This window comes from Ramlibacter sp. MAHUQ-53, assembly GCF_052600055.1.
This window is the reverse complement of sequence record NZ_JBQWTS010000006.1, coordinates 1-23,708: the sequence shown is the minus strand read 5'-3', so window position 1 is coordinate 23,708 and position 23,708 is coordinate 1. Positions and strand designations below refer to the sequence as shown.

At 69.5% G+C, this 23,708-nt stretch carries 20 protein-coding genes and 1 pseudogene; 14 read left to right on the top strand and 7 right to left on the bottom strand.

The annotated features are described in order from the left end of the window. Window positions 1–8 precede the first annotated feature (8 nt). Together ACT80S_RS10500 and ACT80S_RS10495 are read right to left on the bottom strand one after the other, a co-directional pair. Window positions 9–1,820 carry a bifunctional metallophosphatase/5'-nucleotidase gene (locus ACT80S_RS10500; protein WP_377415579.1) on the bottom strand — a complete coding sequence of 604 codons (1,812 nt, stop codon included), beginning with the start codon at window positions 1,818–1,820 and terminating at the stop codon, window positions 9–11. A 20-nt stretch (window positions 1,821–1,840) separates the two neighbouring features. Beyond that, entirely contained in the window at window positions 1,841–4,753 is a 2,913-nt protein-coding gene (locus tag ACT80S_RS10495) for a DNA topoisomerase III (protein WP_377415578.1), read from the bottom strand. A 126-nt stretch (window positions 4,754–4,879) separates the two neighbouring features. Here ACT80S_RS10495 and ACT80S_RS10490 point away from each other — a divergent pair. The 3 genes and pseudogenes from ACT80S_RS10490 to ACT80S_RS10480 all read left to right on the top strand — a co-directional run. Beyond that, window positions 4,880–5,377 (top strand): annotated as a pseudogene (locus ACT80S_RS10490) (SET domain-containing protein); the annotation flags it as partial. Between the two features lie 12 nt (window positions 5,378–5,389). After that, window positions 5,390–6,151, top strand: coding sequence for a biotin--[acetyl-CoA-carboxylase] ligase (locus ACT80S_RS10485; RefSeq protein ID WP_377415577.1), 762 nt, complete (start codon window positions 5,390–5,392; stop codon window positions 6,149–6,151). 10 nt (window positions 6,152–6,161) lie between these two features. Continuing rightward, on the top strand, window positions 6,162–6,815 hold the full coding sequence (locus ACT80S_RS10480) for an SPOR domain-containing protein (RefSeq protein WP_377415576.1): 654 nt from the start codon (window positions 6,162–6,164) through the stop codon (window positions 6,813–6,815). A 12-nt stretch (window positions 6,816–6,827) separates the two neighbouring features. On the opposite strand, the gene ACT80S_RS10475 is transcribed toward ACT80S_RS10480, so the two are convergent. From ACT80S_RS10475 to ACT80S_RS10465, 3 genes are all read right to left on the bottom strand, one after another. Then, window positions 6,828–8,303: a sensor histidine kinase gene (locus ACT80S_RS10475; RefSeq protein WP_377415575.1), complete on the bottom strand. Its 1,476-nt coding sequence runs from the start codon at window positions 8,301–8,303 to the stop codon at window positions 6,828–6,830. A 19-nt stretch (window positions 8,304–8,322) separates the two neighbouring features. Next, window positions 8,323–8,997 (bottom strand): response regulator, encoded by a 675-nt coding sequence (locus tag ACT80S_RS10470; RefSeq protein WP_377415574.1) that lies wholly within the window; start codon window positions 8,995–8,997, stop codon window positions 8,323–8,325. 91 nt (window positions 8,998–9,088) lie between these two features. Then, entirely contained in the window at window positions 9,089–9,571 is a 483-nt protein-coding gene (locus tag ACT80S_RS10465) for a MarR family winged helix-turn-helix transcriptional regulator (protein ID WP_377415573.1), read from the bottom strand. Window positions 9,572–9,712: 141 nt separating this feature from the next. Here ACT80S_RS10465 and recA point away from each other — a divergent pair, with 141 nt between their 5' ends. Both recA and recX read left to right on the top strand, forming a co-directional pair. Next, complete coding sequence (gene recA, locus ACT80S_RS10460) at window positions 9,713–10,786, top strand: recombinase RecA (protein ID WP_377415572.1); 1,074 nt, start codon at window positions 9,713–9,715, stop codon at window positions 10,784–10,786. 3 nt (window positions 10,787–10,789) lie between these two features. Then, on the top strand, window positions 10,790–11,245 hold the full coding sequence (gene recX, locus ACT80S_RS10455; protein WP_377415571.1) for a recombination regulator RecX: 456 nt from the start codon (window positions 10,790–10,792) through the stop codon (window positions 11,243–11,245). Window positions 11,246–11,264: 19 nt separating this feature from the next. Here recX and argC read toward each other — a convergent pair whose 3' ends face one another. Continuing rightward, window positions 11,265–12,185, bottom strand: coding sequence for an N-acetyl-gamma-glutamyl-phosphate reductase (gene argC, locus ACT80S_RS10450; RefSeq protein WP_377415570.1), 921 nt, complete (start codon window positions 12,183–12,185; stop codon window positions 11,265–11,267). A 153-nt stretch (window positions 12,186–12,338) separates the two neighbouring features. On the opposite strand from argC, the gene sucC reads away from it, so the two are divergent. The 8 genes from sucC to ACT80S_RS10410 all read left to right on the top strand — a co-directional run bounded on the left by sucC (window position 12,339) and on the right by ACT80S_RS10410 (window position 22,074). Continuing rightward, on the top strand, window positions 12,339–13,505 hold the full coding sequence (sucC, locus tag ACT80S_RS10445; protein ID WP_377415569.1) for an ADP-forming succinate--CoA ligase subunit beta: 1,167 nt from the start codon (window positions 12,339–12,341) through the stop codon (window positions 13,503–13,505). A gap of 10 nt (window positions 13,506–13,515) precedes the next feature. Continuing rightward, window positions 13,516–14,409: a succinate--CoA ligase subunit alpha gene (gene sucD / locus ACT80S_RS10440; RefSeq protein ID WP_377415568.1), complete on the top strand. Its 894-nt coding sequence runs from the start codon at window positions 13,516–13,518 to the stop codon at window positions 14,407–14,409. Window positions 14,410–14,541: 132 nt separating this feature from the next. Further along, window positions 14,542–15,252 (top strand): TerC family protein, encoded by a 711-nt coding sequence (locus tag ACT80S_RS10435; protein ID WP_377415567.1) that lies wholly within the window; start codon window positions 14,542–14,544, stop codon window positions 15,250–15,252. 273 nt (window positions 15,253–15,525) lie between these two features. Beyond that, window positions 15,526–16,311, top strand: a complete 786-nt coding sequence (locus ACT80S_RS10430) for a Stp1/IreP family PP2C-type Ser/Thr phosphatase (RefSeq protein WP_377415566.1) — start codon at window positions 15,526–15,528, stop codon at window positions 16,309–16,311. A 27-nt stretch (window positions 16,312–16,338) separates the two neighbouring features. After that, the gene (locus ACT80S_RS10425) at window positions 16,339–17,004 is read left to right on the top strand and encodes an FHA domain-containing protein (protein WP_377415565.1); all 666 of its coding nucleotides are present in this window, start codon (window positions 16,339–16,341) and stop codon (window positions 17,002–17,004) included. 195 nt (window positions 17,005–17,199) lie between these two features. Then, a complete protein-coding gene (locus tag ACT80S_RS10420; RefSeq protein ID WP_377415564.1) occupies window positions 17,200–17,694 on the top strand; it encodes a pilin in 495 nt (164 codons plus the stop codon). A gap of 335 nt (window positions 17,695–18,029) precedes the next feature. After that, window positions 18,030–19,664, top strand: coding sequence for a PglL family O-oligosaccharyltransferase (locus ACT80S_RS10415; RefSeq protein ID WP_377415563.1), 1,635 nt, complete (start codon window positions 18,030–18,032; stop codon window positions 19,662–19,664). 175 nt (window positions 19,665–19,839) lie between these two features. Next, complete coding sequence (locus ACT80S_RS10410) at window positions 19,840–22,074, top strand: PhoX family protein (RefSeq protein WP_377415562.1); 2,235 nt, start codon at window positions 19,840–19,842, stop codon at window positions 22,072–22,074. 51 nt (window positions 22,075–22,125) lie between these two features. On the opposite strand, the gene moaC is transcribed toward ACT80S_RS10410, so the two are convergent. Then, complete coding sequence (gene moaC, locus ACT80S_RS10405) at window positions 22,126–22,650, bottom strand: cyclic pyranopterin monophosphate synthase MoaC (RefSeq protein WP_377415561.1); 525 nt, start codon at window positions 22,648–22,650, stop codon at window positions 22,126–22,128. A 27-nt stretch (window positions 22,651–22,677) separates the two neighbouring features. Between moaC and ACT80S_RS10400 the strand changes: the two genes are divergently transcribed. After that, window positions 22,678–23,708 (top strand): M48 family metalloprotease (locus ACT80S_RS10400; RefSeq protein WP_377415560.1); only part of this gene is annotated, 1,031 nt, incomplete at its 3' end.

Sequence of the window (23,708 nt, the reverse complement as noted above, 5' to 3'; positions counted from 1 at the left end):
CGAACGCCTTACTCGCGCCGCACTCGGCCCGTGGCCGGCGCAGCGAGGCCGGGGTGTTCGGTGATGTAGTGCACCAGGGCGTCCAGATCGAGCTCTCCGCCGACCACCTCGCGCCCGCGGGCTTTCGCGCCGCCGCCGTCGCCACCCTCGGCGAGGTAACTGTTCATCGCCACACGAAGGACCTGGTGTGGCGCCACCGGTGAGCCGTCGAGGGTCATCCGCGTGACGCGGTCCCCCGGCCGCCGCTGCGGGTCCCACCCATAACCGAAGCCCGCCGACGGATACAGCACGCGCGGCGAGGGGCCGGCGAGTTGCCGCTCCAGCAGCGACTTGAGCTGCGCCCCCGTGAAGGTCTGCACCACCAGGGTATTGCCAAAGGGCTGGGCGCGGAACAACTGCCCGTAGGTCACGGGTCCGCCGCCCGGCGGCACCACCAGGTCCGCGCGGACGCCGCCCGGGTTCGTGAGCGCCAGTTGCGCCCCGCCCCGCTCGGGCGCGCGCGTGGCCGCGAGATGGGCGTCGGCGATGAGGTTGCCCAGGGGGCTGTCGCCGTCCGGGCCCGGCGTGCGCGTGACGGGGCCGGCGAGCCGTCCCACGGGCCGCTCGGCCAGCGGCGCGGCGGCCGCGGCGTAGCGGGCCACCAGGCGGTCGACTTCCGCATGGCGCTCGAAACGCGGTACCCGCGCCGTGGGCTCCACCCGCCGCCCGTTCGCGGCGATGAATCCCTCTGCGCCCTGAACGACGAGGTTGCGGGCGTTGCGCGCGACCACGCGGCGAGCGTGCGGGTCGATGGTGAGGTCGATGTCGGTGAGCAGCGTGCCGTACTGGCCGGCGCTCGTGAGCAGGAAGGGGCGTGACGGGTCGACCTGCGCGTGGTCACAGAGGTAGGCGCGGTGGGTGTGGCCCGAGACCACCACGTCGATGCCCGGGTCCAGGCGCCGCAGGATCGGCACGATCTCGCCGGACAGGCCGTCGCAGCGCGCCTCGTAGAGCGTGGCGCCCGGCACCTCGCCCCCCTGGTGCAGCAGCACCACGATCGCGGACACGCCTTGCGCCCTGAGCCGCGGCACCAGTGCGTTGGCGGTCGCGGCCTCGTCGGCGAAGCGCAGGCCGGCGACGCCCGAGGGCGCGACCATGGCGGGCGTGTTGCGCAGGGTCATGCCGATGAAGCCCACCTTCACCACCTGCCCGTCGACGCGGAATTCCTTGATGCCGGTGGCGGGCAGCAGCGTGGTGCCGTCACGCCGGTGCACGTTGGCCGCCAGGAAGCCGAAGCGCGCGCCGGGGAAGGGCCTGTCCAGCTGGCACGGCTCCCAGCGCGTGAAGCGCTCGCAGCCGCCGTGCTGCAGGCGCAGCAGCTCCTGCCAGCCCTTGTCGAACTCGTGGTTGCCGACGGCGTTGAAGTCCACCCGCATCGCGTTGGCCGCGAGGATGGTGGGCTCGTCGAGGAACAGGGCCGACACCAGCGGGCTGGCGCCCACCATGTCGCCGGCCGAGACCACCGCGTGGTGCGGGTTCTGCGCGCGCAGGTGGTCGATGGCGCTGGCCAGATAGGCCGCGCCGCCGGCGGGCACCGGCACCGTGCCCCCCGGGCCTCGCACGTTCACCGCCAGGCCGGGCGGCTCCAGGTGGCCGTGGAAGTCGTTGAACGCGATGATCTTCACGCGCACCGCGGCGCCCGCCGGCGCCGGGGGCGACGCCCGCACCGCCGCCGACGGTGCGGCGCGCGAAGCGCCTTCCTCGGGGCCCGCGCAGCCCGAGAACAGCGCCGCCGCCAGGGCCGCAGCCGCGAGCAGCAGGCGGGGCGTGCGTGCCGGCATGACGCTGCGGGTGGCCGCTGTCAGGCCTGCAGGTGCTTGCCCACCAGGCCCGCGATCTCGAACATCGTCACCTGCGGCTTGCCGAAGACGGCGGCCAGCTTGGCGTCGGCGTTGACCTTGCGCTTGTCCTGGGCGTCCTGCAGGCCGTGGGCCTTGATGTAGTCCCACAGCTTCTTGACCACCTCGGTGCGGGCCACCGGCTCGGCGCCCACCACCGCCGCCAGCTCGGCGCTCGGCGTGAGGCCGGCGGCCGCCTTGCGCGGGGCCTTGGCCTTGGGCGCGGCGGTCTTCGTCGCTGCGGCCTTCTTCGCGGCCGGCGCCTTCTTGGCCGCCGCCGCCTTTTTCGCCGGCGCGGCGCGGCCCGCAGCGGTCTTGCGCGGCGGGTACTTGCTTTCGCGCTGCTCGAACTCGAAGTTCACCTTGCCGGCCTCGGCGTCCCAGACCAGGAAGGCCTTGAAGGCGCGCCGCGTGCGCGAGGAGACGAACTTGTCCAGCAGGTCGGTCTTGCCGCCGGCCAGGAGCTTCTCCATCTGTGCGCGCTCGATCGGCTGCTGCAGGATGATCTGGCCGCTCTTGAAGTCGCACGAGGGCGAGGCCTGAGCGGGCGTGGGCACGCTCTTCTCGCAGACGTAGTTCTTGCCGAACTCGAACACGCGCGCGCCGCACTTCGGGCAAGGGCCCAGGGGCTGCTGCGCGGAGAAGTCGACCAGCTCGCCGGTCTCGGCCGGGTCGGCCTCGTCGCCGAAGTCGAACTCGAGCTTCCAGTTCCTGTCGTCGTCGCTGTACTTCAGCGCGATCTCGGCGACGAAGGGCCAGCCCGCCTTGGAGCGGAAGCCTTCGAGCGGCCCGATCTTCTTGTCACGCAGGAACTGCTCGACTTCGTCCGGCTCGAAGGCGCGGCCGGCGGGCATCTTGGTGAAGGAGAAGCCGCAGGCATCGTCACCCGCGCCGCTCTTGCCGGCGCAGGTGTAGCGGCGGTAGTTCTCCTTGACGATTCCGCCGCAGTTGGGGCACGGCGTCTTCAGCGTGGCGTAGTCGCCCGGCACGGTGTCGCGGTCGTACTCCTTGGCCTTCTTCACGATGCGCTGCGTCATCTCGGCGATCTGCTGCATGAACGCATCGCGCGAGAGCTGGCCCTTTTCCATCTGCGCCAGCTTGTATTCCCACTCGCCGGTGAGTTCGGGGCGCGAGAGTTCCTCCACGCCCAGGCCGCGCAGCAGCGTCATCAGCTGGAAGGCCTTGGCGGTGGGAATCAGCTCGCGGCCCTCGCGCAGGATGTACTTCTCGTTGATCAGGCCTTCGATGATGGCCGCGCGCGTGGCCGGCGTGCCCAGGCCCTTCTCCTGCATGGCCTCGCGCAGCTCGTCGTCGTCGATGGTCTTGCCTGCGCCTTCCATGGCGCCCAGCAGCGTGGCTTCGGAGTAGCGCGCCGGCGGGCGGGTCTTCAGGCCCTTGGCCTCGGCCTCGGCGGTCAGCACCTGCTCGCCCGGCTTCACCGCGGCCAGCATCTTGCTGTTCTCGTCGCCCTCCTGGTCGGCCTCCTTGCCCCAGATGGCCTGCCAGCCCGGCTTGACCAGCACCTTGCCCACGCTCCTGAAGCTGTGGCCCGCGGCCACGCTGATGCGGGTGGTGACGAGGAATTCCGCGCTGGGGAAGAAGACCGAGAGGAAGCGCTTGACCACCAGGTCGTACAGCTTCTGTTCGGCCTCCGACAGGCCGCTGGGCGCCTGCAGTGTCGGGATGATGGCGAAGTGGTCCGAGACCTTCTTGTTGTCGAAGATGCGCTTGTTCGGCTTGACGTAGCCCTTGTCTGCGGCCTCCTTCGCGAAGGGCGCGAGGTGGCGCATGCCGCTGGTGGCGAGCATCCCCATCGTGTCCCTCACGGTGTTCACGTAGTCCTCGGGCAGGTGGCGCGAGTCGGTACGCGGGTAGGTCAGGGCCTTGTGGCGCTCGTACAGGCTCTGGGCCAGGGCCAGCGTGGTCTTGGCCGAGAAGCCGAAGCGGCCGTTGGCCTCGCGCTGCAGCGAGGTCAGGTCGAACAGGCCGGGCGAGGCCTCGGTCTTGGGCGTGGACTCCTCGGTGACGCTGGCCTTCTGCCCGCGCACCGCGTCGGCGATGGCCTGCGCGTCGCGCGCGGACCAGAGGCGGTCGGCCTTGAGCTCGGCGTCCTCCTCGTTCTTCTTCCACTTGGGGTCGAACCACTTGCCGGCGTAGGGGCCGGCGGCGGCCTCGAAGGTGGCGTGGATTTCCCAGTAGTCGCGGCTGACGAACTTGCGGATCTGCTCCTCGCGCTCGACCACCACCGCCAGGGTGGGGGTCTGCACCCGGCCCACGGTGGTGAGGAAGAAGCCGCCGTCGCGCGAGTTGAAGGCGGTCATGGCGCGCGTGCCGTTGATGCCCACCAGCCAGTCGGCCTCGGAGCGCGAGCGCGCGGCGTCGGCCAGGCCGGCCATCTGCTTGTCGGTGCGCAGGTGCTCGAAGCCGTCGCGGATCGCCTGCGGCGTCATCGACTGCAGCCACAGGCGCTGCACCGGCTTGCCCAGGGGCTTGCTGCCGCCGGCGTACTGCTCGATCAGGCGGAAGATCAGTTCACCTTCGCGGCCCGCGTCACAGGCGTTGATCAGGGCGGTGACGTCCTTGCGCTTGGCGAGCTTGACCACCGCGCTGAGGCGGCCCTTGGTCTTGTCGACCGGCTTGAGGTCGAAGAAGGGCGGGATCACCGGCAGGTGGGCGAAGCTCCACTTGCCGCGCTTGACGTCGAACTGCTCGGGCGCCTGGATCTCGACCAGGTGGCCCACCGCGCTGGTGACCACATAGCGCTCGCTCTCGAAATATTCGTCGTGCTTGTCGAATTTGCCTGCGACCGGCGTGAGGGCGCGGACGATGTCCTGCGCCACGGACGGCTTCTCGGCGATGACCAGTATCTTGCTCATGTCTGTATTCGGCTGCAGCGGCAGGCATCGGGGCCTGCGGGCTGCGGGTTGTTCCTACAATCGGCCCTCACGCGCGTGCGCGCACGCGCATGTGTGCATGTAATCAACTTAACAGAGTTTCCAGCGATGGCAGCCAAAGAGCGGGCACCCCAGGCCAAGGCCTCCACCACGCCGGCGCGATTCTCGGGCCGGAAAATCCAGGCCCGCAAGTCCGGCGTCCACGGCCGCGGCGTGTTCGCCGTGCAGGACATTGCCGAGGGCGAGACCCTCATCGAGTACGTGGGCGAGATCATCACCTGGAAGGAGGCGCTGCGCCGCCATCCCCACGACCCGAAGGACCCGAACCACACCTTCTATTTCCACATCGACGACGGCCGCGTCATCGATGCCAAGCACGGCGGCAACTCCTCGCGCTGGATCAACCACTCCTGCGACCCGAACTGCGAGGCCGACGAGGTCGACGGCCGCGTCTTCATCAAGGCCCTGCGCAACATCCGCGCCGGCGAGGAGCTCAATTACGACTACGGCCTCGTCATCGATGAGCCCTACACGAAGAAGCTCAAGGCCGACTACCCCTGCTGGTGCGGTTCGAAGAACTGCCGCGGCACCCTGCTGGCCCCCAAGGGCCGCCGCTGAATGCACGGCGCGGCTGAAGCGGTCTGGGAGGCGGTGGCGCCGCTGCTGCCCGGGTTCTCCGTCGAGGTCCTGCCCGAGGTCGACTCGACCAACACCGAGCTGATGCGCCGCGCCCGCGCCGGCCGGGTCGAGCCGGTGCTGCTGGCGGCGCTGCAGCAGACGGCCGGCCGCGGCCGCCTGGGCCGGCCGTGGGCCAGCGCGGTGGGCGACTCCCTCACCTTCTCGCTGGGCCTGCCGCTGTCGCCGGCGGACTGGTCCGGCCTGTCGCTGGCCGTGGGCGTGGCGGTGGCCGAGGCGCTGCACCCGCGGGTGCAGCTGAAGTGGCCCAACGACCTGTGGGTCGACGGGCGCAAGCTCGGCGGCATCCTGGTCGAGACCGCGAGCTTCGCCGGCGGCGCCGGGGCGCCGCGCTACGCCGTGATCGGTATCGGCATCAACATCGCGCCGCGCGAGGCCGACGGCCTGTCCACGCCCCCCGCCGCCTTGCGCGAGTTGTGGCCCGAGGCCGAGGCCGGCGCAGCGCTGGCACGCATCGCCGGTCCCCTGGTGGCGGCGCTGCAGGCGTTCGAGCGCTTCGGCTTCGCGGCCTTCCAGGCCCGCTTCGACGCGCGCGACCTGCTGCGTGACCGGCCCGTGACCCTGAGCGACGGCACCGCCGGCACGGCCCATGGCGTGAGCGAGTCGGGGGCGCTGCTGGTGCATACTGGCTCGGGCATGCAGGCCGTCACCAGCGCCGAGGTGAGCGTGCGGCCCGCGGCCTGAATCCCAGCCCATGTTGCGCCTGACCGTCGTGATCCTGCTGCTCGCCAACCTCGGCGTCCTGGCCTGGACGCAGGGGCTGCTGCGCCCCTGGGGCCTGGGCCCCGTGCAGCAGGCCGAGCCGCACCGCCTGGCGCAGCAGCTGCGGCCCGAGGCCATGGTGATCGTGCGCGGCGAGGAGGCCCAGCGGCTGGTGGCCGAGGCCGCGAACGCCCGCCCCCCCGAGTGCCTGGCCACGCCGCCCCTGCCCGAGGCCGTGGCGTCCGCAGTGCGCCGCCCGTTGGCAGCCTGGCCCGCCGGCAGCTGGAGCCTGGAGCCGGCCAGCGACCCGGGCCGATGGATCCTCTACATGGGCAAGTTCGCCGGCCCCGAGATGCTCGCCAAGAAGAAGGCCGAACTGCGCGCGCGCGGCGTCTCCTTCGAGCCCCTGGCCAATGCCGCCCTGGAGCCCGGGCTCTCGCTGGGCGGCTTCACCTCGCAGGCCGCGGCCACCGAGCAGCTCGCCGCGCTCATGGCCAAGGGCGTGCGCACCGCGCGCGTGATCCAGGAGCGGCCGGAGGCGCGCGGCGTGACGCTGAAGCTGCCGGCCGTGGACGAGGCCCAGCGGGGCCGGCTCGAGGACCTGCGCGCGGTGCTCGGGGGCCAGCCGTTGCAGCCCTGTCGCTGAAAGGCGGCGCGGTCAGGCCACCAGGTCGCCCGCGCCCGAGGGGATCCAGTCCTTCAGCTGGAAGCGCAGGCTGATGCGCGTGCCCGGCAGCGGCGCGCCCGGGTGGACCGCCTCCACCTGCACCTGCGCGTGGTGCTGGCGCGCGATCTCACGCACGATCGACAGGCCCAGGCCCGAGCCGTCGACGTTGGTGCCCAGGACCCGGTAGAAGGGCTGGAAGACCAGTTCGCGCTCGGCTTCGGGGATGCCCGGGCCGGTGTCCTCCACCTGCAGCACCAGCACCTGGCCGAACGGGTCGGCCAACACGCGGGCGGTGACCACCCCGGGGTGCTCGGCGCTGGAAGGCGTGTAGTTCAGGGCGTTGTCCACCATGTTGCGGATCGCCTCGGACAGCAGGGTGCGGTTGCCCTCGAGCGTGGTGCCGGCCGTCTCGGGCGTGGCGCCTTCGTAGCCGAGGTCGATGTGCTTGTCCATCGCCTTGGGCAGGAAGTCGCTGACCACCTCCATCGCCAGCTCGGCGAGGTTGCAGGACTGCACGCCCAGCGGGCGTCCCGTGCCCTCGGCGCGGGCCAGCGACAGCAGCTGGTTGACGGTGTGCGTGGCGCGGATGCTGGAGCGCCCGATCTGCTTGAGGGACTGGCGCAGCGCCTCGGCATTCGTCTCCTCGCGCTGGGCGAGGTCGGCCTGCATGCGCAGGCCCGCCAGCGGCGTCTTGAGCTGGTGCGCGGCGTCGGCGAGGAAGCGCTTCTGCGTGGCGATGGAATCCTTCAGCCGCGTGAGCAGGTCGTTGACCGACTGCACCAGGGGCGCCACCTCGAGCGGCACGGCCTTGTCGTCGAGCGGGGAGAGGTCGTCGGGCTTGCGCGCGCGGATCCGCTCCTCGAGCTGCGACAGCGGCTTGATGCCGCGCACCAGCGCCAGCCACACCAGCAGCACCGCCAGCGGCAGGATCGCGAACTGCGGCAGCATCACGCCCTTGATGATCTCGGTGGCCAGCACGGAGCGCTTCTCGCGCGTCTCGGCCACCTGCACCTGCACCAGCACCTCGCCCCCGGGCGCGGCCAGGCGCACCCAGGTGTAGGCCACGCGCACCTCGAGGCCGCGCATCTCGTCGTCACGCAGCCGCACCTCGCCCGGGGCGGGCTTCTCGTCGTCCGGCGGCGGGGGCAGGTCGCGGTCGCCACTGAGCAGGTCGCCGCGGCCCGCGGCCACCTGGTAGTAGACCTGGTCGGCATCGTCGGCCCGCAGGATCTCGCGCGCCGGCTGCGGCAGGTTGAAGCTGGGGCGGTGGCTGGCGTTGAGGGTGACCAGCTGGGCCAGCGCCTGGACGTTGTACTCGAGGGCCCGGTCGAAGGGCTTGCCGGCGATGCTCTGGGCCACCAGCCAGGTCAGCGCGAGGCTCACCGGCCACAGCAGCAGCAGCGGGGTCAGCATCCAGTCGAGGATTTCTCCGAACAGCGAGCGCTGCTCGCGCTGGAAGATGCGCATGGACGCCGGCGGTGCCTCGTCAGCCCGGGATCTTCTCGAGGCAGTAGCCCAGGCCGCGCACGGTGGCGATGCGGATCGGGCCCTTCTCGATCTTCTTGCGCAGCCGGTGGATGTAGACCTCGATCGCGTTGTTCGAGACCTCCTCGCCCCACTCGCACAGGCGCTCGACGAGCTGGTCCTTGCTCACGAGGCGGCCGGCCCGCTGCAGCAGCACCTCCAGCAGGCCCAGTTCGCGGGCGGAGAGTTCGACCATCTTGCCGTCGATGGTGGCCACCCGGCCGGCCTGGTCGTAGACCAGCGGGCCGTGCTTGATGGTGCTGCTGGTGCCGCCCATGCCGCGGCGCGTGAGGGCGCGCACCCGCGCCTCCAGCTCCTGCAGCGAGAAGGGCTTGGCCATGTAGTCGTCGGCGCCGTAGTCCAGGCCCTTGACGCGCTCCTCCACGCTGTCGGCGGCGGTGAGGATCAGGACGGGGAGGCTGGAGCCGCGACCGCGCAGCTTCTTCAGGACTTCCAGGCCGTGCATGCGGGGCAGGCCCAGGTCGAGGATCAGGAGGTCGAACTCGTTGTTCGTCATCAGGGCGGCGTCGGCCTCGGTGCCGCTGGCCACGTGGTCGACCGCGGCGCCCGAGGCGCGCAGGCTGCGAAGCAGCCCGTCGGCCAGGACCTGGTCGTCTTCGGCGATGAGGATGCGCATGCCCGTCTCCTTCTCCGTTCGGTGTGCGCCGCTTGGGGCCTGCCTGTCTGGCGCAGGCGTGCGGCTGTTGGCGGATTCTAGGCGCTGTGACTCAGGCTGCCGGCCCGGCGTAGGCTTCGAGGCCCATCGCCACCACGGTGGCGATCTCCTCGCCCACCTCGGCGCGGAATTCGGCCTCGGCCTGGGCCACCGCGTCGCGGAAGGCGCGCAGCCAGGCCAGGCCGGTGGGCGTGAAGCGCACGCGCCGGGCCCGGGCGTCGGCGGGGTCGGGCTCGCGCACCACCAGGCCCCAGGCCTCGCACTGCGTGACCAGGTCGCCCATCGCCTGCTTGGTCATGCCGGCGCGCCGGGCCAGGTCGGTCAGGCGCGAGCCCTCCAGCGCGAGGTGGCGGGTGATGTGGACATGGGCCGCCGTGACCTGCGCGCGGGCGGCCAGGTTGGACAGGGCCAGGGGCACGTCCACGTCGTGCGCCATGAGGTGCAGGACGCGCTCGTCGAACCGGCGCATCGCATGCCCCAGCAGCCGGCCCAGGTGCGACAGGCGCCAGCCGTCGTCGAGGAACGGGTCAGTCATCGCCAGATGGTAAGGCAAACTGACCAAAAAACGGGTTTACTGGTTTGAACAGGCGGGTACAGTACTGGCCATGCATCCAGCCTGTGGTTAAAGACACTGGATGCCCGGTTCCACAAGTCATTGATCCACAAGGAGATTTCCATGGACGCACAAGTCAAGGGCAGCAAGGTTGCCGGCGCCGCGGGCGCGGACAGCGAGAAGGCCAAGGCCCTGCAGGCCGCGCTGGCCCAGATCGAGAAGCAGTTCGGCAAGGGCACGATCATGCGCCTGGGCGAGGGCGAGCAGATCGAGGACATCCAGGTCGTCTCCACCGGCTCCCTGGGCCTGGATATCGCGCTGGGCGTGGGCGGCCTGCCCCGTGGCCGCGTGATCGAGATCTACGGCCCGGAATCGTCCGGCAAGACCACCCTGACCCTGCAGGTCATCGCCAACATGCAGAAGCAGGGCGGCACCTGCGCCTTCGTCGACGCCGAGCACGCGCTGGACGTGCAGTACGCCAGCAAGCTGGGCGTGAACCTGCCCGACCTGCTGATCTCCCAGCCCGACACCGGCGAGCAGGCGCTCGAGATCGTCGACAGCCTGGTGCGCTCCGGCGCGGTGGACCTGATCGTCATCGACTCGGTCGCGGCCCTGGTGCCCAAGGCCGAAATCGAGGGCGAGATGGGTGACTCGCTGCCCGGCCTGCAGGCCCGCCTCATGAGCCAGGCCCTGCGCAAATTGACCGCCACCATCAAGAAGACCAACTGCACGGTCATCTTCATCAACCAGATCCGCATGAAGATCGGCGTGATGTTCGGCTCGCCCGAGACCACCACCGGCGGCAACGCGCTGAAGTTCTACGCCTCGGTGCGCCTGGACATCCGCCGCACCGGCACCATCAAGAAGGGCGAGGAGGCCATCGGCAACGAGACCAAGGTCAAGGTGGTGAAGAACAAGGTCTCGCCCCCCTTCAAGACCGCGGAGTTCGACATCCTGTTCGGCGAGGGCATCAGCCGCGAGGGCGAGATCATCGACATGGGCGTGAACGCGCGCATCCTCGAGAAGTCCGGCGCCTGGTACGCCTACAACGGCGAGAAGATCGGCCAGGGCCGTGACAACGCCCGCGAGTTCCTGCGCGAGAACCCCGAGCTGGCCCGCGAGGTCGAGAACAAGGTGCGCGAGTCGCTGGGCATCCCGCTGCTGCCGGCCGGCATCGGCCAGGACGAGGCCGAATAAGGCATGCCCGCAGGCCAGCTCTCGCTGAAGGGGCGGGCCCTGCGCCTGCTCTCGATGCGGGAGCACTCGCGCCTGGAGCTCGAACGCAAGCTCGCCGGCCACGAGCAGGAGCCCGGCGAGCTGGCCCGCGCGCTCGACGAGCTCCAGGCCAAGGGGTTCATCAGCGAGGAGCGCGTGGTGGAGTCGGTGCTGCACCGCCGTGCCGCCCGCCTGGGCGCGGGGCGCATCCGCCAGGAGCTGCAGGCCAAGGGGCTGGAGGGCGAGCTCGTCGCCCAGGCGATGGAGCAGCTCAAGGCCACCGAGCTCGAGCGCGCGCGCGAGGTCTGGCGCCGCAAGTTCGACCAGCCGCCGCAGGACGCGGTGCAGCGCGCGAAGCAATCGCGCTTCCTCGCCGCGCGCGGGTTCGGTGGCGAGGTGATCCGCAAGGTGCTCGCCGGCGGCGCCGGCGAGGAGGACTGAGCGAGGGACTCGCCCGGGCTCAGAGGCCCAGCATCAGCTGGAGGTTCTGCACCGCCGCGCCGCTGGCGCCCTTGCCCAGGTTGTCCAGGCGGGCCACCGCCACGGCATGGCGGTACTCGTCGTTGCCGAACACGCGCAGTTCGAGCTTGTTCGTGTCGTTCAGGGCCAGCGCGTCGAGCTTGCCGCTCTCGGTGGCGGGCTCCACCGTCACCCACTCGCTGCCGGCGTAGTGCCGCGCTAGCGCGTCGTGCAGGTCCTGCGCCGAGGGCTTGCCGGGCAGCAGGTCCAGATGCAGCGGCAGCTGCACCAGCATGCCCTGGCGGAAGTTGCCCACCGAGGGCGTGAAGATCGGGCGGCGGGTGAGGCCGGTGTACTTCAGGATCTCGGGCAGGTGCTTGTGCTTCAGGCCCAGCGCGTACAGCTCGAAGTCGGGGGCGCGGCCGGCCTCGTAGTCCTCGATCATGGTGCGGCCGCCGCCCGAGTAGCCGGAGACCGAGGGCAGGGCCAGCGGGAAGTCCTTCGGCACCAGGCCCGCATCGACCAGGGGGCGCAGCAGCGCGATCGCGCCGGTGGCGTAGCACCCGGGGTTGCTCACGCGCCGGGCGTTGACCACGGCCTCTCGCTGGCCGGCGCACAGCTCGGGGAAGCCATACACCCAGCCCTCGGCGGTGCGGTGCGCGGTGGAGGCGTCGATGATGCGCGGGCCCTGGCCCTGCGCCCGCTCGATCTCGTCGACCATCGCCGCCGACTCGCGCGCGGCGTCGTCGTGCAGGCACAGGATCACGAGGTCCACGCCCGCCATCAGCTCGCGCTTGGCCTGCGGGTCCTTGCGGCGGGCCGGGTCGATGCTCACGACCTCGATCGCGGGCATGTGGGCAAGGCGTTCGCGGATCTGCAGGCCGGTGGTGCCGGCTTCGCCGTCGATGAAGACTTTAGGCATCGTTTTTCAGTGAAATGGGGCGCCCCGCCCATGTAAGAGAGGCGGAAGTTTCAGGGTTATCACCATGATACAGTCGCAGGTTGCTATTCGGCACCCGAAACCCGGCCTGCCTCACCCTGCCGGGGACCCCCCTCACTCTCAAGAGATATCCTCATGAAGATCCACGAGTACCAAGGCAAGGAGATCTTGCGCAGCTTTGGCGTGCCCGTCCCCCGCGGCATTCCTGCATTCACTGTCCAGGAAGCGGTCGAAGCCGCCCAGAAGCTTGGCGGCCCGGTGTGGGTCGTGAAGGCGCAGATCCACGCGGGTGGCCGCGGCAAGGGTGGCGGCGTGAAGGTGGCCAAGTCCATCGAGCAGGTCAAGGACCTGGCCGGCCAGATCCTGGGCATGCAGCTCAAGACCCACCAGACCGGCCCCGAGGGCCAGAAGGTGCGTCGCCTGTACATCGAGGACGGCGCCGACATCCAGAAGGAATACTACCTGTCCGTGGTCACTGACCGCGCCACGCAGAAGGTCGCCTTCATCGCCTCCAGCGAAGGCGGCATGGACATCGAGGAAGTGGCCCACGCCACCCCCGAGAAGATCATCACCATCTTCGTCGACCCGCTGACCGGCCTGACGCAAGCCCAGGGCGAGGAACTCGCCAAGGGCGTCGGCATGCCCGCCGACTCCGTCGCCCAGTTCATCGACGTGTGCCAGAAGCTGTACAAGTGCTACATGGACACCGACGCGTCGCTGGTGGAAATCAACCCCCTGAACCGCGACAGCAAGGGCAACATCATCGCCCTGGACGCCAAGTTCAACTTCGACTCCAACGCCCTGTTCCGCCACCCCGAGGTCGTCGCCCTGCGTGACCTGGACGAAGAGGATCCGGCCGAAATCGAAGCCTCCAAGTTCGACCTGGCCTACATCAGCCTGGACGGCAACATCGGCTGCCTGGTGAACGGCGCCGGCCTGGCCATGGCCACCATGGACACCATCAAGCTGTTCGGCGCCGAGCCGGCCAACTTCCTGGACGTGGGCGGCGGTGCCACCCCCGAGAAGGTCACCGAAGCCTTCAAGATCATGCTGAAGAACCCCAAGGTCGAAGCGATCCTGGTGAACATCTTCGGCGGCATCATGCGCTGCGACACCATCGCCACCGGCGTGATCACCGCCTGCAAGGCCGTGAACCTGAACGTGCCCCTGGTCGTTCGCATGAAGGGCACCAACGAGGAACTGGGCAAGAAGATGCTCGCCGAGTCCGGCCTGCCGATCATCAGCGCGGACAGCATGGCGGAAGCGGCCCAGAAGGTCGTGGCGGCTCTGAAGAAGGCTTGAAGGAATCACCATGTCGATCTACATCAACAAAGACACCAAGGTCATCACCCAGGGCATCACGGGCAAGACCGGCCAGTTCCACACCGAGAAGTGCCAGGAATACGCCAACGGCAAGAACTGCTTCGTCGCGGGCGTGAACCCGAAGAAGGCCGGTGAGTCGATCTTCAACATCCCGATCTACGCCTCCGTCAAGGAAGCCGCCACGCAGACCGGCGCCACCGTGTCCGTGATCTACGTGCCGCCCGCGGGCGCCGCGGCCGCGATCTGGGAAGCCGTCGAGGCCGACCTGGACCTGGCCATCTGCATCACCGAAGGCATCCCCGTCAAGGACATGCTGGAAGTGCGCAACAAGATGAAGGCCAAGGAAGCCGCCGGCGGCAAGAAGACCCTGCTGCTGGGCCCCAACTGCCCCGGCCTGATCACGCCCGACGAGATCAAGATCGGCATCATGCCCGGCCACATCCACAAGAAGGGCCGCATCGGCGTCGTGTCGCGTTCCGGCACGCTGACCTATGAAGCCGTGGCGCAGCTGTCCGAGCTGGGCATCGGCCAGTCCTCCGCGGTCGGCATCGGCGGCGACCCGATCAACGGCCTCAAGCACATCGACGTGATGAAGGCCTTCAACGACGACCCGGACACCGACGCCGTGATCATGATCGGCGAGATCGGCGGCCCCGACGAGGCCGAAGCCGCCCGCTGGTGCAAGGCCAACATGAAGAAGCCCATCGTCGGCTTCATCGCTGGCGTCACCGCCCCTCCCGGCAAGCGCATGGGCCACGCCGGCGCGCTGATCTCCGGCGGCGCCGACACGGCCGACGCCAAGCTGGCCGTCATGGAGGAGTGCGGCTTCAAGATCACCCGCAACCCCTCGGAAATGGGCCGGCTGCTGAAGTCGCTGCTGTAATCCGCAGGCAAAAGCGGCCACGCGCCGCGGAAATTGTGGGCAACCACAATGCAGGGCCGATTGACCTGAGGGACAATCGGCCCTTTCCTTTTCTTACGGTCCCGAAAGTTTTTTGCGGGGACCCCCCTCAACATGGAAGCACTCACCACAGCCACCTTCTGGATCGCCGTCGGCCAGATCATCCTGATCGACATCCTGCTCGGTGGAGACAACGCGGTCGTCATCGCCCTGGCCTGTCGCGGCCTGCCCCCGACCCAGCGCCGCCTGGGCATCATCTACGGCACCGCCGGTGCCATCGTCCTGCGCGTCGTCCTGATCGCGTTCGCCCTGGCGCTGCTCGCGGTGCCCTACCTCAAGCTGGTCGGCGCGGTCCTGCTGGTGTGGATCGGCATCAAGCTGATCGTCCCGCAGGACGAGGACGAGCACGGCAACATCAGCTCCTCCGACAAGCTGTGGGGCGCGGTGAAGACCGTGATCGTGGCCGACCTGGTCATGAGCGTGGACAACGTGCTGGCCATCGCCGGCGCCGCCGAGAGCGCGGGCCAGCACCAGCTGGGCCTGGTGATCTTCGGCCTGCTCGTGTCGATCCCCATCATCGTGGCCGGCAGCCAGATCGTCCTCAAGCTGATGGACCGCTTCCCGATGATCATCACCCTGGGCGGCATGCTCCTGGGCTGGATCGCCGGCCAGATGGCCTTCACCGACCCCGCGCTCAAGCCCTACCTGCCGGCCGACAAGGCCTGGGAGTACGCGGCGGCGGCGGCAGGTGCCCTGCTGGTCCTGGCCGTCGGCAAGGCGCTGCTGCGCATGCGCCCTGCGGCGCACAGCGAAGAAGCCGCCTGACACGCAAGGCCGTGGGCTGACGGCTTGTCCCCGCCGTCAGCCTCTGTTAACTTTCGCTCACAGTCGCCGCCGGGGATTTAATCCTCCGATGCGGGTGCGAGGCAGGTTCGCCTCGCACGAGACCAGAATACACAGAGGTCGGCGGAAGTGGGCACTTCATCACAAACCAGGCATCGCGCCCCTTGGCGCCGGGGGGATGCCTCGGGCCGGGCGGCGCGGGACGCCGCCGGTCGTTGCATGCGAGACACAGCGCGGCCCTTGGAGCGCTGACGCATGCACTACGCGTTTGCCTGCCTGACCGACCGTGGCCTGACCCGCGCGAACAACGAGGACGCCGTCTTCGTCGATGCGGCGCACGGGCTCGCCGTCCTGGCGGACGGCATGGGCGGCTACAACGCCGGCGAGGTCGCCAGCGGCATGGCGACCTCCCTCCTGGCCGAACACCTCGGGCGCTGGCTCGAGGACGCCGGCCCGTCCCCGGACGGCCGCGACCTGCGGCGCGCCCTGCAGGCCTGCGTGGCTGAAGCCAACCGGGCCATCTTCGATGCGGCCCAGGCCAACGCCCACTACGCGGGCATGGGCACGACCCTGGTCGTCGCGGTGTTCCAGGAGGCGCGCGTCGTCGTCGGACACATCGGCGACTCGCGTTTGTACCGGCTGCGCGGTGGCCACCTCGTGCGCATCACCCGTGACCATTCCCTGCTCCAGGAGCAGCTCGACGCCGGACTGATCACGCCGCAGCAGGCGGCCGTCTCCGTCCACCGCAACCTCGTCACCCGGGCCATGGGGGTGGACGAGGCGGTGCTGCTGGAGGTGGCCGAGCACCGGGTGGAGCCGGGCGACTGTTACCTGCTGTGTTCGGACGGCTTGTCCGACATGGTGGACGATGCGAGCATCGCCACGCTGATGGCGGCGGATGTGTCGCCCGACGCCCGGGCGCGCCTGCTGGTCGACGCGGCCAATGCGCGCGGCGGCCGCGACAACATTTCCGTGCTGCTCGCCCAGGCCAGCGGCACGCCGGCGAAGCGGGGCCTGATGTCCCGCCTGCTGGGTGCGTGATTACCAGGAATCGAGAGGAGAGGGGCCATGCCGAAGATGATCATTTCGATCGACGGTGTCGTCATCAAGGAGGTGCAGCTGACCAAGGACCGCACCACCCTCGGCCGTCGGCCGTACAACGACATCGTGATCGACAACCTGGCGGTCAGCGGCGAGCACGCCGTGCTGCAGATGGGGCCGGGTGGGGTGATGCTGGAAGACCTGAACAGCACCAATGGCACCTATGTGAACGGGAAGTCGGTCAAGCGCCAGTTCCTGCATCACAACGACGCGGTGGAAATCGGCAAGTACAAGATCCGGTACCTGGACGAGGCGCCGGCCGCCTCCTTCGAAAAGACGATGGAGGTGCAGCCGCCGGCCGCCGCTGCCGCGGGCATCGCCCCGCCGATCCCGCCGACGGTGCCGGTGACGCTGGGAGAGCCTGGCGGCGAGCAGCGCGCGGTGATCAAGGTCATGTCGGGCGCCGCCGCGGGGCGCGAGGTGGCGCTGGTGAAGGTGGTCACCACCATCGGCAAGCCGGGCGTGGCGGTGGCCGCCATCACCCGGCGCACCGAGGGTTACGTCGTCGCCCACATCGACGGCGAGGACCCGCCGCGATTGAACGGCAATGCGGTGGGCGCGGACCCGGTGGGCCTGCACAACGGCGACCTGCTCGAACTCGCGGGGACGCAGATGCAATTCATCCAGGCGTGAGCGTGATCGGATGACGTTTTGTGTCACTGCGCGACACGGCCGGTCGACAAAAATGTCGATCTGAATTTGCCAATTGATCGGGATCAGGGACGCAGCGTGGATTTCTTGGCGGGATGGTAGGTTTTGGTAGTCTTCTGAAGTTGGCACATCAATTGCAGTGTCAACTTGCTTCTTCAGATTTATTCCGGAGGTTTCATGAAGCGTCAACTGCAAGCGGGTTTCACCCTTATCGAATTGATGATCGTCGTCGCGATCATCGGCATCCTGGCGGCTGTGGCGCTGCCGGCTTATACGGACTATACGAAGCGGGCGAAAGTGTCCGAAGTGATCTTGGCTGCATCTTCTTGCAGGACAACTATTTCTGAGGTGTATCAGACTGCTCCAGCCGATGCCACCACCATCGATTTCGGCTGCAATGAAACTACGCAGAAGAGCAAATACGTAAAGGCGATCGCCGTGGACGCGAACGGCGTAATCACTGTTACTGCGACGGGATTCGGTGACACGGGAACCGACGCGATTGATGACAAAAAGATCTCTTTGGTGCCTTACCATACCGAGGCGGCGAAGAAGGTTGTCGCCACCGCGGGTCACGTAGGCTCGCCGGTGTTCAAGTGGACTTGTGGTCCGACCACTGAAGGTGGGATTCCTGCAAAGTTCTTGCCCGGTTCCTGTCGCGGTCCGCTCTGATCTTTGAGAGATTAACGGGGTTAGGTCTTGTATCAACTCGACTAGTCCAGTCTGACTGACGGACCCCTGGCGCCCCCTTCCAACCCTCACGCCGGCTCCCGCCGGCGTTTTCATTTCTCGAGCCCGAACCTCTGGCCTAATCCGGGGACTCTAGGGTCAGGTCTTGCACTAACGCGACCAGTCCCCGCGGGGTGACCCGGTCCTCTCGATCACCCAACGCCGGCTGATGCCGGCGTTTTCATTTTCCATCCACAACCTCTGGCCTAATCGCGTCCATGCGCATCCCCATGGGGTGTGATTCGCCAATCGAGGCAGGACACGAGGAGATCCAACGGATGCAGGGCCGGCAAGGCACATCGAAACAGGGCGCACCCTGGCTGCTGGCGCTGGTGGTGCTCGCCATCACTGTCCCCTGGCTCAACCCCTACACCGCCGGCCCGTCCGCCGCCGTCGTCCCCTGGCTGCTGACCCTGTGCGCCACCGCGCTCCTGTGCCTGGCCGCGGGCGTGCGCAGGCTGCCGGCCTCGCTGGTCGCTGGCGGCGTCGCCTTCGCAGCCTGGGCGATCGCCCGCGGCACCGGTAGCCTGGAGACCTACGCCGTCGCCGGCGGCGTGGCCCTGGTCCTCATGGCGGCCGCCGCAGGCGCCTCGTTGGCGCAGCGCCCGCAGGGGGTGCGTACGCTCGCCGAGGCCTGGGTCATGGCCGCCTCGCTCAGCGCCGTGATCGCGCTGTGGCAGCACCAGGGCTTCGTGCAGGAAGCCATCGCCTGGGCCAGCGCCGCCTCGCCCGGCGAAGCCTACGGCAACCTGCGGCAACGCAACCAGTTCGCCAGCCTCACCGCCATCGGCCTGGCCGCCTGCGCCTGGCTGTTCACCCAGGGCACGCGCGCACGCCTGCTGCTGCCGCTGGTGCTGCTGCTGTCCGCCGCCAACGCCGCCAGCACCTCGCGCACCGGCCTGCTGCAGCTGCTGCTGATCGCCGGCTTCTCCATGGCCCTGCCCGGCCCGCGGCGCGGCGCCCGCGTGGCCCTGTCCCTGGCCGCCATCGCCGCCTACGCGCTGGCCGCCATGGGCCTGCCCTGGCTGCTGGAGGTGCGCGGGCTCGGCGGCGCCAACCTGCTCGATCGCGTGGCCGGCGTCGGCGCCTGCAGCAGCCGGCGCGTGCTGTGGTCCAACGTTCTGGACCTGATCGCGCAGCGGCCCTGGCTCGGCTGGGGCTGGGGCGAGCTCGATTACGCCCACTACGCCTTCCTGTACGACGGCCCGCGCTTCTGCGACATCCTGGACAACGCGCACAACCTGCCCCTGCACCTCGCCGTGGAACTGGGCCTGCCCGCCGCCGCGCTGTTCGTGGGCGCGGCAGCCGCCGCCGCCTGGCGCGCACGCCCCTGGCGCGAGACCGACGGCGCCCGGCGCCTGGCCTGGGCCGTGCTCGCCGCGCTCGCCCTCCACAGCCTCGTCGAATACCCGCTGTGGTACGGGCCGTTCCAGGTGGCCGTGGGGCTGTCCCTGGGCATCCTGTGCGCGCGCGGCGCGCCGGCACCCGCAGCCGCCGCGGGCGTGGCCCGCGTGGCGGTGCCCGCACTCGCCCTGGCCGTCGCGGCGTACGCGGGGTGGGACTACTGGCGCATCGACCAGATCTACCGGCCCGAGTCCGCGCGCGCGCCAGCCTATGCCAGGGACACGCTCGCCCGCATTTCAGGCTCATGGCTGTTCCATGACCAGGTGCGGTTCGCCGCCTTCACCATGGCGCCGCTGCGTCCCGACAACGCGGCCCAGGTCCACGCCGAAGCGCAGCAGGTGCTGCATTTCTCCCCCGAGCCGCGCGTGATCGAACGCGCGATCGACAGCGCCCTGGTCGCGGGCCGCGAGGACAAGGCCCGGCTCGAGATGCGGCGCTTTGCCGCGGCGTTCCCGGAGGAACACGCGCGCTGGCTGGCGCGCAGGCAGCCAGCGTCGTCCCCGCGCTGAGGCCGTCGGACGCGGCCCTCGCCGGCGAGATGGCCGCGTCGCGTGCGGCCCGCCGTGGCTTGGCCGCGAAGCGGTCGCATCCCTCGTCACATCGTCACGTGCCTGTCACTTCGCGTGCTTAACGTTGGCGTCGATTTCTTTCCAACGGAAATTTTTCGACCCAAAGGAATTTGTCGTGAACAAGCACAACGAGCGCGCACTGGACGCAGTGGATTTCAACGAGGAAAACTCCAACGACTCACCCAACCCGACTTTCGACGCCGTGCTGCAGGCGCGCCTGAGCCGCCGCGGCCTGCTGCGCGGTGGCGTGGGCACCGTCGGAACGGCCATGCTGGGAGGCTTCGCGGTGAGCGCGTGCGGCGGCGGCGACGTGGCGCCCGCCACCCAGGCTCCCCAGGACAAGCTGCTCGGTTTCAGCGCCGTCCCCAAGAGCCTGGCGGACGCGGTGAGCGTGCCTGCCGGCTACACCGCAACGCCCCTGTATGCGCTGGGCGATCCCCTCACCGCCTCGACGCCTGCCTACAGGAATGACGGCACCGACAGCGACTTCGAGAACCGTGCCGGCGACCACCACGACGGCATGGAGTGGTTCGGCCTTGGCGCCGACGGCAAGCCGTCCGCCACCGCCACGGACCGCGGCCTGCTCGCGATCAACCACGAGGCCACGACGGACGAAAGACTCAGCTCCTTCTTCCTGCACGCGGACGGCGGGACCACGACGCTTCCGCGTCCGGCCGCCGAGGTGGACAAGGAGGTCGCGGTCCACGGCGTCTCGGTCGTCGAGGTGCGCAGGGTCGGCGCCAAGTGGGAGTACGTGAAGGACTCGGCCTTCAACCGCCGCCTGACCGCGCTGTCCGAGGTGGAGATCTCGGGACCTGCCCGTGGCAACGCCCTGCTGGTGACGAAGTTCTCACCGACAGCGACGAAGACCCGCGGCACCCTGAACAACTGCGGCACCGGCAAGACGCCCTGGGGCACCTTCCTGACCGGTGAGGAAAACTGGTTCGGCTATTTCACCCGCAGCGCGACGGACAACGCGGCCCGCGGCACCGACAAGAGCGTCACCGCCCTGAACCGCTATGGCCGAACCCAGGGCGCGGCCTCCCGCCACGGCTGGGAGAGCGCCGGGACCGAAGACAAGTACGCCCGCTGGAACAACAGCAAGCTCGGCACGTCCGCGGACGGCAGCGACGACTATCGCAACGAGATGAACGGGATGGGCTACGTCGTCGAAATGGATGCCTACGACAAGACCCGGCCGGCCCGGAAGCGCTCTGCGCTGGGGCGTTTCGCGCATGAAAGTGCTGCCTTCGGCCGGCCTGTCGCGGGCCAGCCGCTGGCGGTGTACATGGGCGATGACGCGCGCAACGAATACATCTACAAGTTCGTTTCCGCCGCCAGCTGGAACGCCGCCGATGCCAACCCGGCGGACCGCATGGCCACGGGCGACAAGTACCTCGATGCCGGCAAGCTGTACGTGGCCAAGTTCAATGCGGACGGCACCGGCCAATGGGTCGAACTGTCGGTGGCCAATGCGTCGATCGCCGGCTACGCGACCTACCGCTTTGCCGACCAGGCCGATGTGTGCGTCAACGCCCGCCTCGCAGCCGACGCGGTCGGTGCGACGAAGATGGACCGCCCCGAGTGGTGTGGCGTCAATCCCGCGAACGGCGAGATTTATTTCACGCTCACCAACAACAGCAACCGGCGCGTCGATCCCACCGGCTCCTCGCAGCTGGCGCCCGATGCGGCCAACCCGCGCGCCTACACCGACATGAAGGGTGCGACGACCCAGGCCGGCAACCCCAATGGCCACCTGCTGCGGGTCAAGGAGGGTGCTGCCGGCGCGGCGGCCACCTCGTTCACCTGGGACATCTACCTGTTCGCCGCCGAGGCGGGCGCCGACAAGGCGATGGTCAACATCTCCAGCCTCACCGCCGACCAGGACATGTCCAGCCCGGACGGCCTGGTGTTCAGCCCGAACACCGGCATCTGCTGGATCCAGACCGACGATGGGGCCTACACGGATGTCACCAACTGCATGATGCTGGCCGCGATTCCCGGCCAGGTCGGCGATGGCGGCAAGAAGACCCTGACCTACACCACCGCCGCGGGCGGCACGCTCAACGTGGACACCCAGGTGGGCAAGCTGCCGACGGCTGATACGCTCAAGCGCTTCCTGGTCGGCCCGGTGGGTTGCGAAATCACCGGCCTGTGCGAGACCCCCGATGGGAAGGCGATCTTCGTCAACATCCAGCATCCGGGCGAGACGACCTCGCAGGCCAACCTCGCTGACCCGACGAAGTACACGAGCCAGTGGCCGTCGAATGCCGGCTACGGTGCCGGCAAGCGTCCCCGCTCGGCCACGATCGTGATCACCAAGAACGACGGCGGCCGGATCGGCACCTGACGCCGCCGCGAGGCAGCCGCTGCCCGGCCTCCGCAAGGGGGCCGGGCCATTTCATTCCGGCAGGTTGCCCGGTACCCCAGCCCCGGAGGCGCCGCCCTGGCCCGGGGCCACGAAGCTCCCGGACTTGCCCCCGTGCTTCTCCAGCAGCTGCACGCCCTCGATGACCATGCCCCGGTCCACCGCCTTGCACATGTCGTAGATGGTCAGGAGGGCGACCTGCACCGCGGTCAGTGCCTCCATTTCCACCCCGGTCACGCCCACGGTCTCCGCCGTGCAGCGGCACGAGACGGCGTGGTCCTGGGGCTGCAGCTCGAAGTCCACCGCCACGCGGGTCAGCGGAATCGGGTGGCACAGCGGGATCAGGTCGCTGGTCTTCTTGGCGGCCTGGATGCCGGCGATGCGCGCGATGCCCAGGACGTCGCCCTTCTTGGCGGTGCCCGAAGCCACCAGCTGGAAGGTGCCGGGCAGCATGCGGATGCGCCCCTGGGCCACCGCCACCCGGTGCGTGGCGGCCTTGGCGGACACGTCCACCATGTGGGCTTGGCCTTGCGCGTCAAAATGCGTCAGTGAACTCATGGCGGGCAGGTGACTCTGCGTGAAGGTATGAAGCATTCGATGATACGGGCGCCGCGCACGCGGGCCCTGGCGCTGCTGCTGGCCCTCGGGCTGGCGGTGCCGCCCGTGCCCGCGCAGCTGCCCGCCCTGGGCGACGGCGGCGACCTCTCGGTCAGCACCGAGCGGCGCATCGGCGACCGCGTCGCGCGCGAGTTGTTCCGCGACCCGGACTACCTCGACGACCCGATCCTGTCCGATTACCTCGACAGCCTGTGGCAGCCCCTGCTCGCGGCCGCCCGCCAGCGCGGCGACCTCGGGCCCGACCTGGACCAGCGCTACGCCTGGCGCCTGCTGCTCGGGCGTGACCGCAGCATCAACGCCTTCGCCGTGCCCGGCGGCTGGATGGGGGTGCACCTGGGCCTGATCGCCGCCACCACCACGCGCGACGAGCTCGCCTCGGTGCTGGCGCACGAGCTCACGCACGTCACCCAGCGCCACATCTCGCGCATGGTCACGCAGGACAAGCGCCAGGCGCCCTGGACGATCGCGGCGGTGCTGCTCGGCGCGCTGGCCGCCTCGCGCAGCCCCGACGCGGCCAGCGCCCTCATCACCGGCGGCCAGGCCCTGGCGATCCAAAACCAGCTCAGTTTCTCGCGCGAGATGGAGCGCGAGGCCGACCGCATCGGTTTCGCCGTCATGACCCAGGCCGGCTTCGCGCCGCAGGGGTTCGCCAGCATGTTCGAGAAGCTGCAGCAGGCCTCGCGCCTGAACGACAACGGCAGCTACCCCTACCTGCGCACCCACCCGCTGACGACCGAGCGGGTGGCCGACATGCGTTCACGCACGCAGCTGGGCGCCCGTGCCGCGCCGCTGCCGCCCGACCTGCAGCATGCGCTGATGGCGGGGCGCGCACGCGGCCTGTCGGCCGCCGGCGTGGACCGCCAGCGCGCGGTGCTGCAGGAGGCGCTGGCCCAGCGCGCCGACGGGCCCGCGGCGCGCCAGGCCGGCGCGCTGTATGCCGGCGTGGTGGCGGCTTCGCGCCTGCGCGAGCCCGCGCAGGCGCGTGCGCTGGCGGCGCG

What these genes read in the sequence shown, in the direction of transcription:
- ACT80S_RS10500 (WP_377415579.1), bottom strand. Translation starts at nt 1,820, where the DNA reads ATGCCGGCACGCACGCCCCGCCTGCTGCTCGCGGCTGCGGCCCTGGCG.
- ACT80S_RS10495 (WP_377415578.1), bottom strand. Translation starts at nt 4,753, where the DNA reads ATGAGCAAGATACTGGTCATCGCCGAGAAGCCGTCCGTGGCGCAGGAC.
- ACT80S_RS10485 (WP_377415577.1), top strand. Translation starts at nt 5,390, where the DNA reads ATGCACGGCGCGGCTGAAGCGGTCTGGGAGGCGGTGGCGCCGCTGCTG.
- ACT80S_RS10480 (WP_377415576.1), top strand. Translation starts at nt 6,162, where the DNA reads ATGTTGCGCCTGACCGTCGTGATCCTGCTGCTCGCCAACCTCGGCGTC.
- ACT80S_RS10475 (WP_377415575.1), bottom strand. Translation starts at nt 8,303, where the DNA reads ATGCGCATCTTCCAGCGCGAGCAGCGCTCGCTGTTCGGAGAAATCCTC.
- ACT80S_RS10470 (WP_377415574.1), bottom strand. Translation starts at nt 8,997, where the DNA reads ATGCGCATCCTCATCGCCGAAGACGACCAGGTCCTGGCCGACGGGCTG.
- ACT80S_RS10465 (WP_377415573.1), bottom strand. Translation starts at nt 9,571, where the DNA reads ATGACTGACCCGTTCCTCGACGACGGCTGGCGCCTGTCGCACCTGGGC.
- recA (WP_377415572.1), top strand. Translation starts at nt 9,713, where the DNA reads ATGGACGCACAAGTCAAGGGCAGCAAGGTTGCCGGCGCCGCGGGCGCG.
- recX (WP_377415571.1), top strand. Translation starts at nt 10,790, where the DNA reads ATGCCCGCAGGCCAGCTCTCGCTGAAGGGGCGGGCCCTGCGCCTGCTC.
- argC (WP_377415570.1), bottom strand. Translation starts at nt 12,185, where the DNA reads ATGCCTAAAGTCTTCATCGACGGCGAAGCCGGCACCACCGGCCTGCAG.
- sucC (WP_377415569.1), top strand. Translation starts at nt 12,339, where the DNA reads ATGAAGATCCACGAGTACCAAGGCAAGGAGATCTTGCGCAGCTTTGGC.
- sucD (WP_377415568.1), top strand. Translation starts at nt 13,516, where the DNA reads ATGTCGATCTACATCAACAAAGACACCAAGGTCATCACCCAGGGCATC.
- ACT80S_RS10435 (WP_377415567.1), top strand. Translation starts at nt 14,542, where the DNA reads ATGGAAGCACTCACCACAGCCACCTTCTGGATCGCCGTCGGCCAGATC.
- ACT80S_RS10430 (WP_377415566.1), top strand. Translation starts at nt 15,526, where the DNA reads ATGCACTACGCGTTTGCCTGCCTGACCGACCGTGGCCTGACCCGCGCG.
- ACT80S_RS10425 (WP_377415565.1), top strand. Translation starts at nt 16,339, where the DNA reads ATGCCGAAGATGATCATTTCGATCGACGGTGTCGTCATCAAGGAGGTG.
- ACT80S_RS10420 (WP_377415564.1), top strand. Translation starts at nt 17,200, where the DNA reads ATGAAGCGTCAACTGCAAGCGGGTTTCACCCTTATCGAATTGATGATC.
- ACT80S_RS10415 (WP_377415563.1), top strand. Translation starts at nt 18,030, where the DNA reads ATGCAGGGCCGGCAAGGCACATCGAAACAGGGCGCACCCTGGCTGCTG.
- moaC (WP_377415561.1), bottom strand. Translation starts at nt 22,650, where the DNA reads ATGAGTTCACTGACGCATTTTGACGCGCAAGGCCAAGCCCACATGGTG.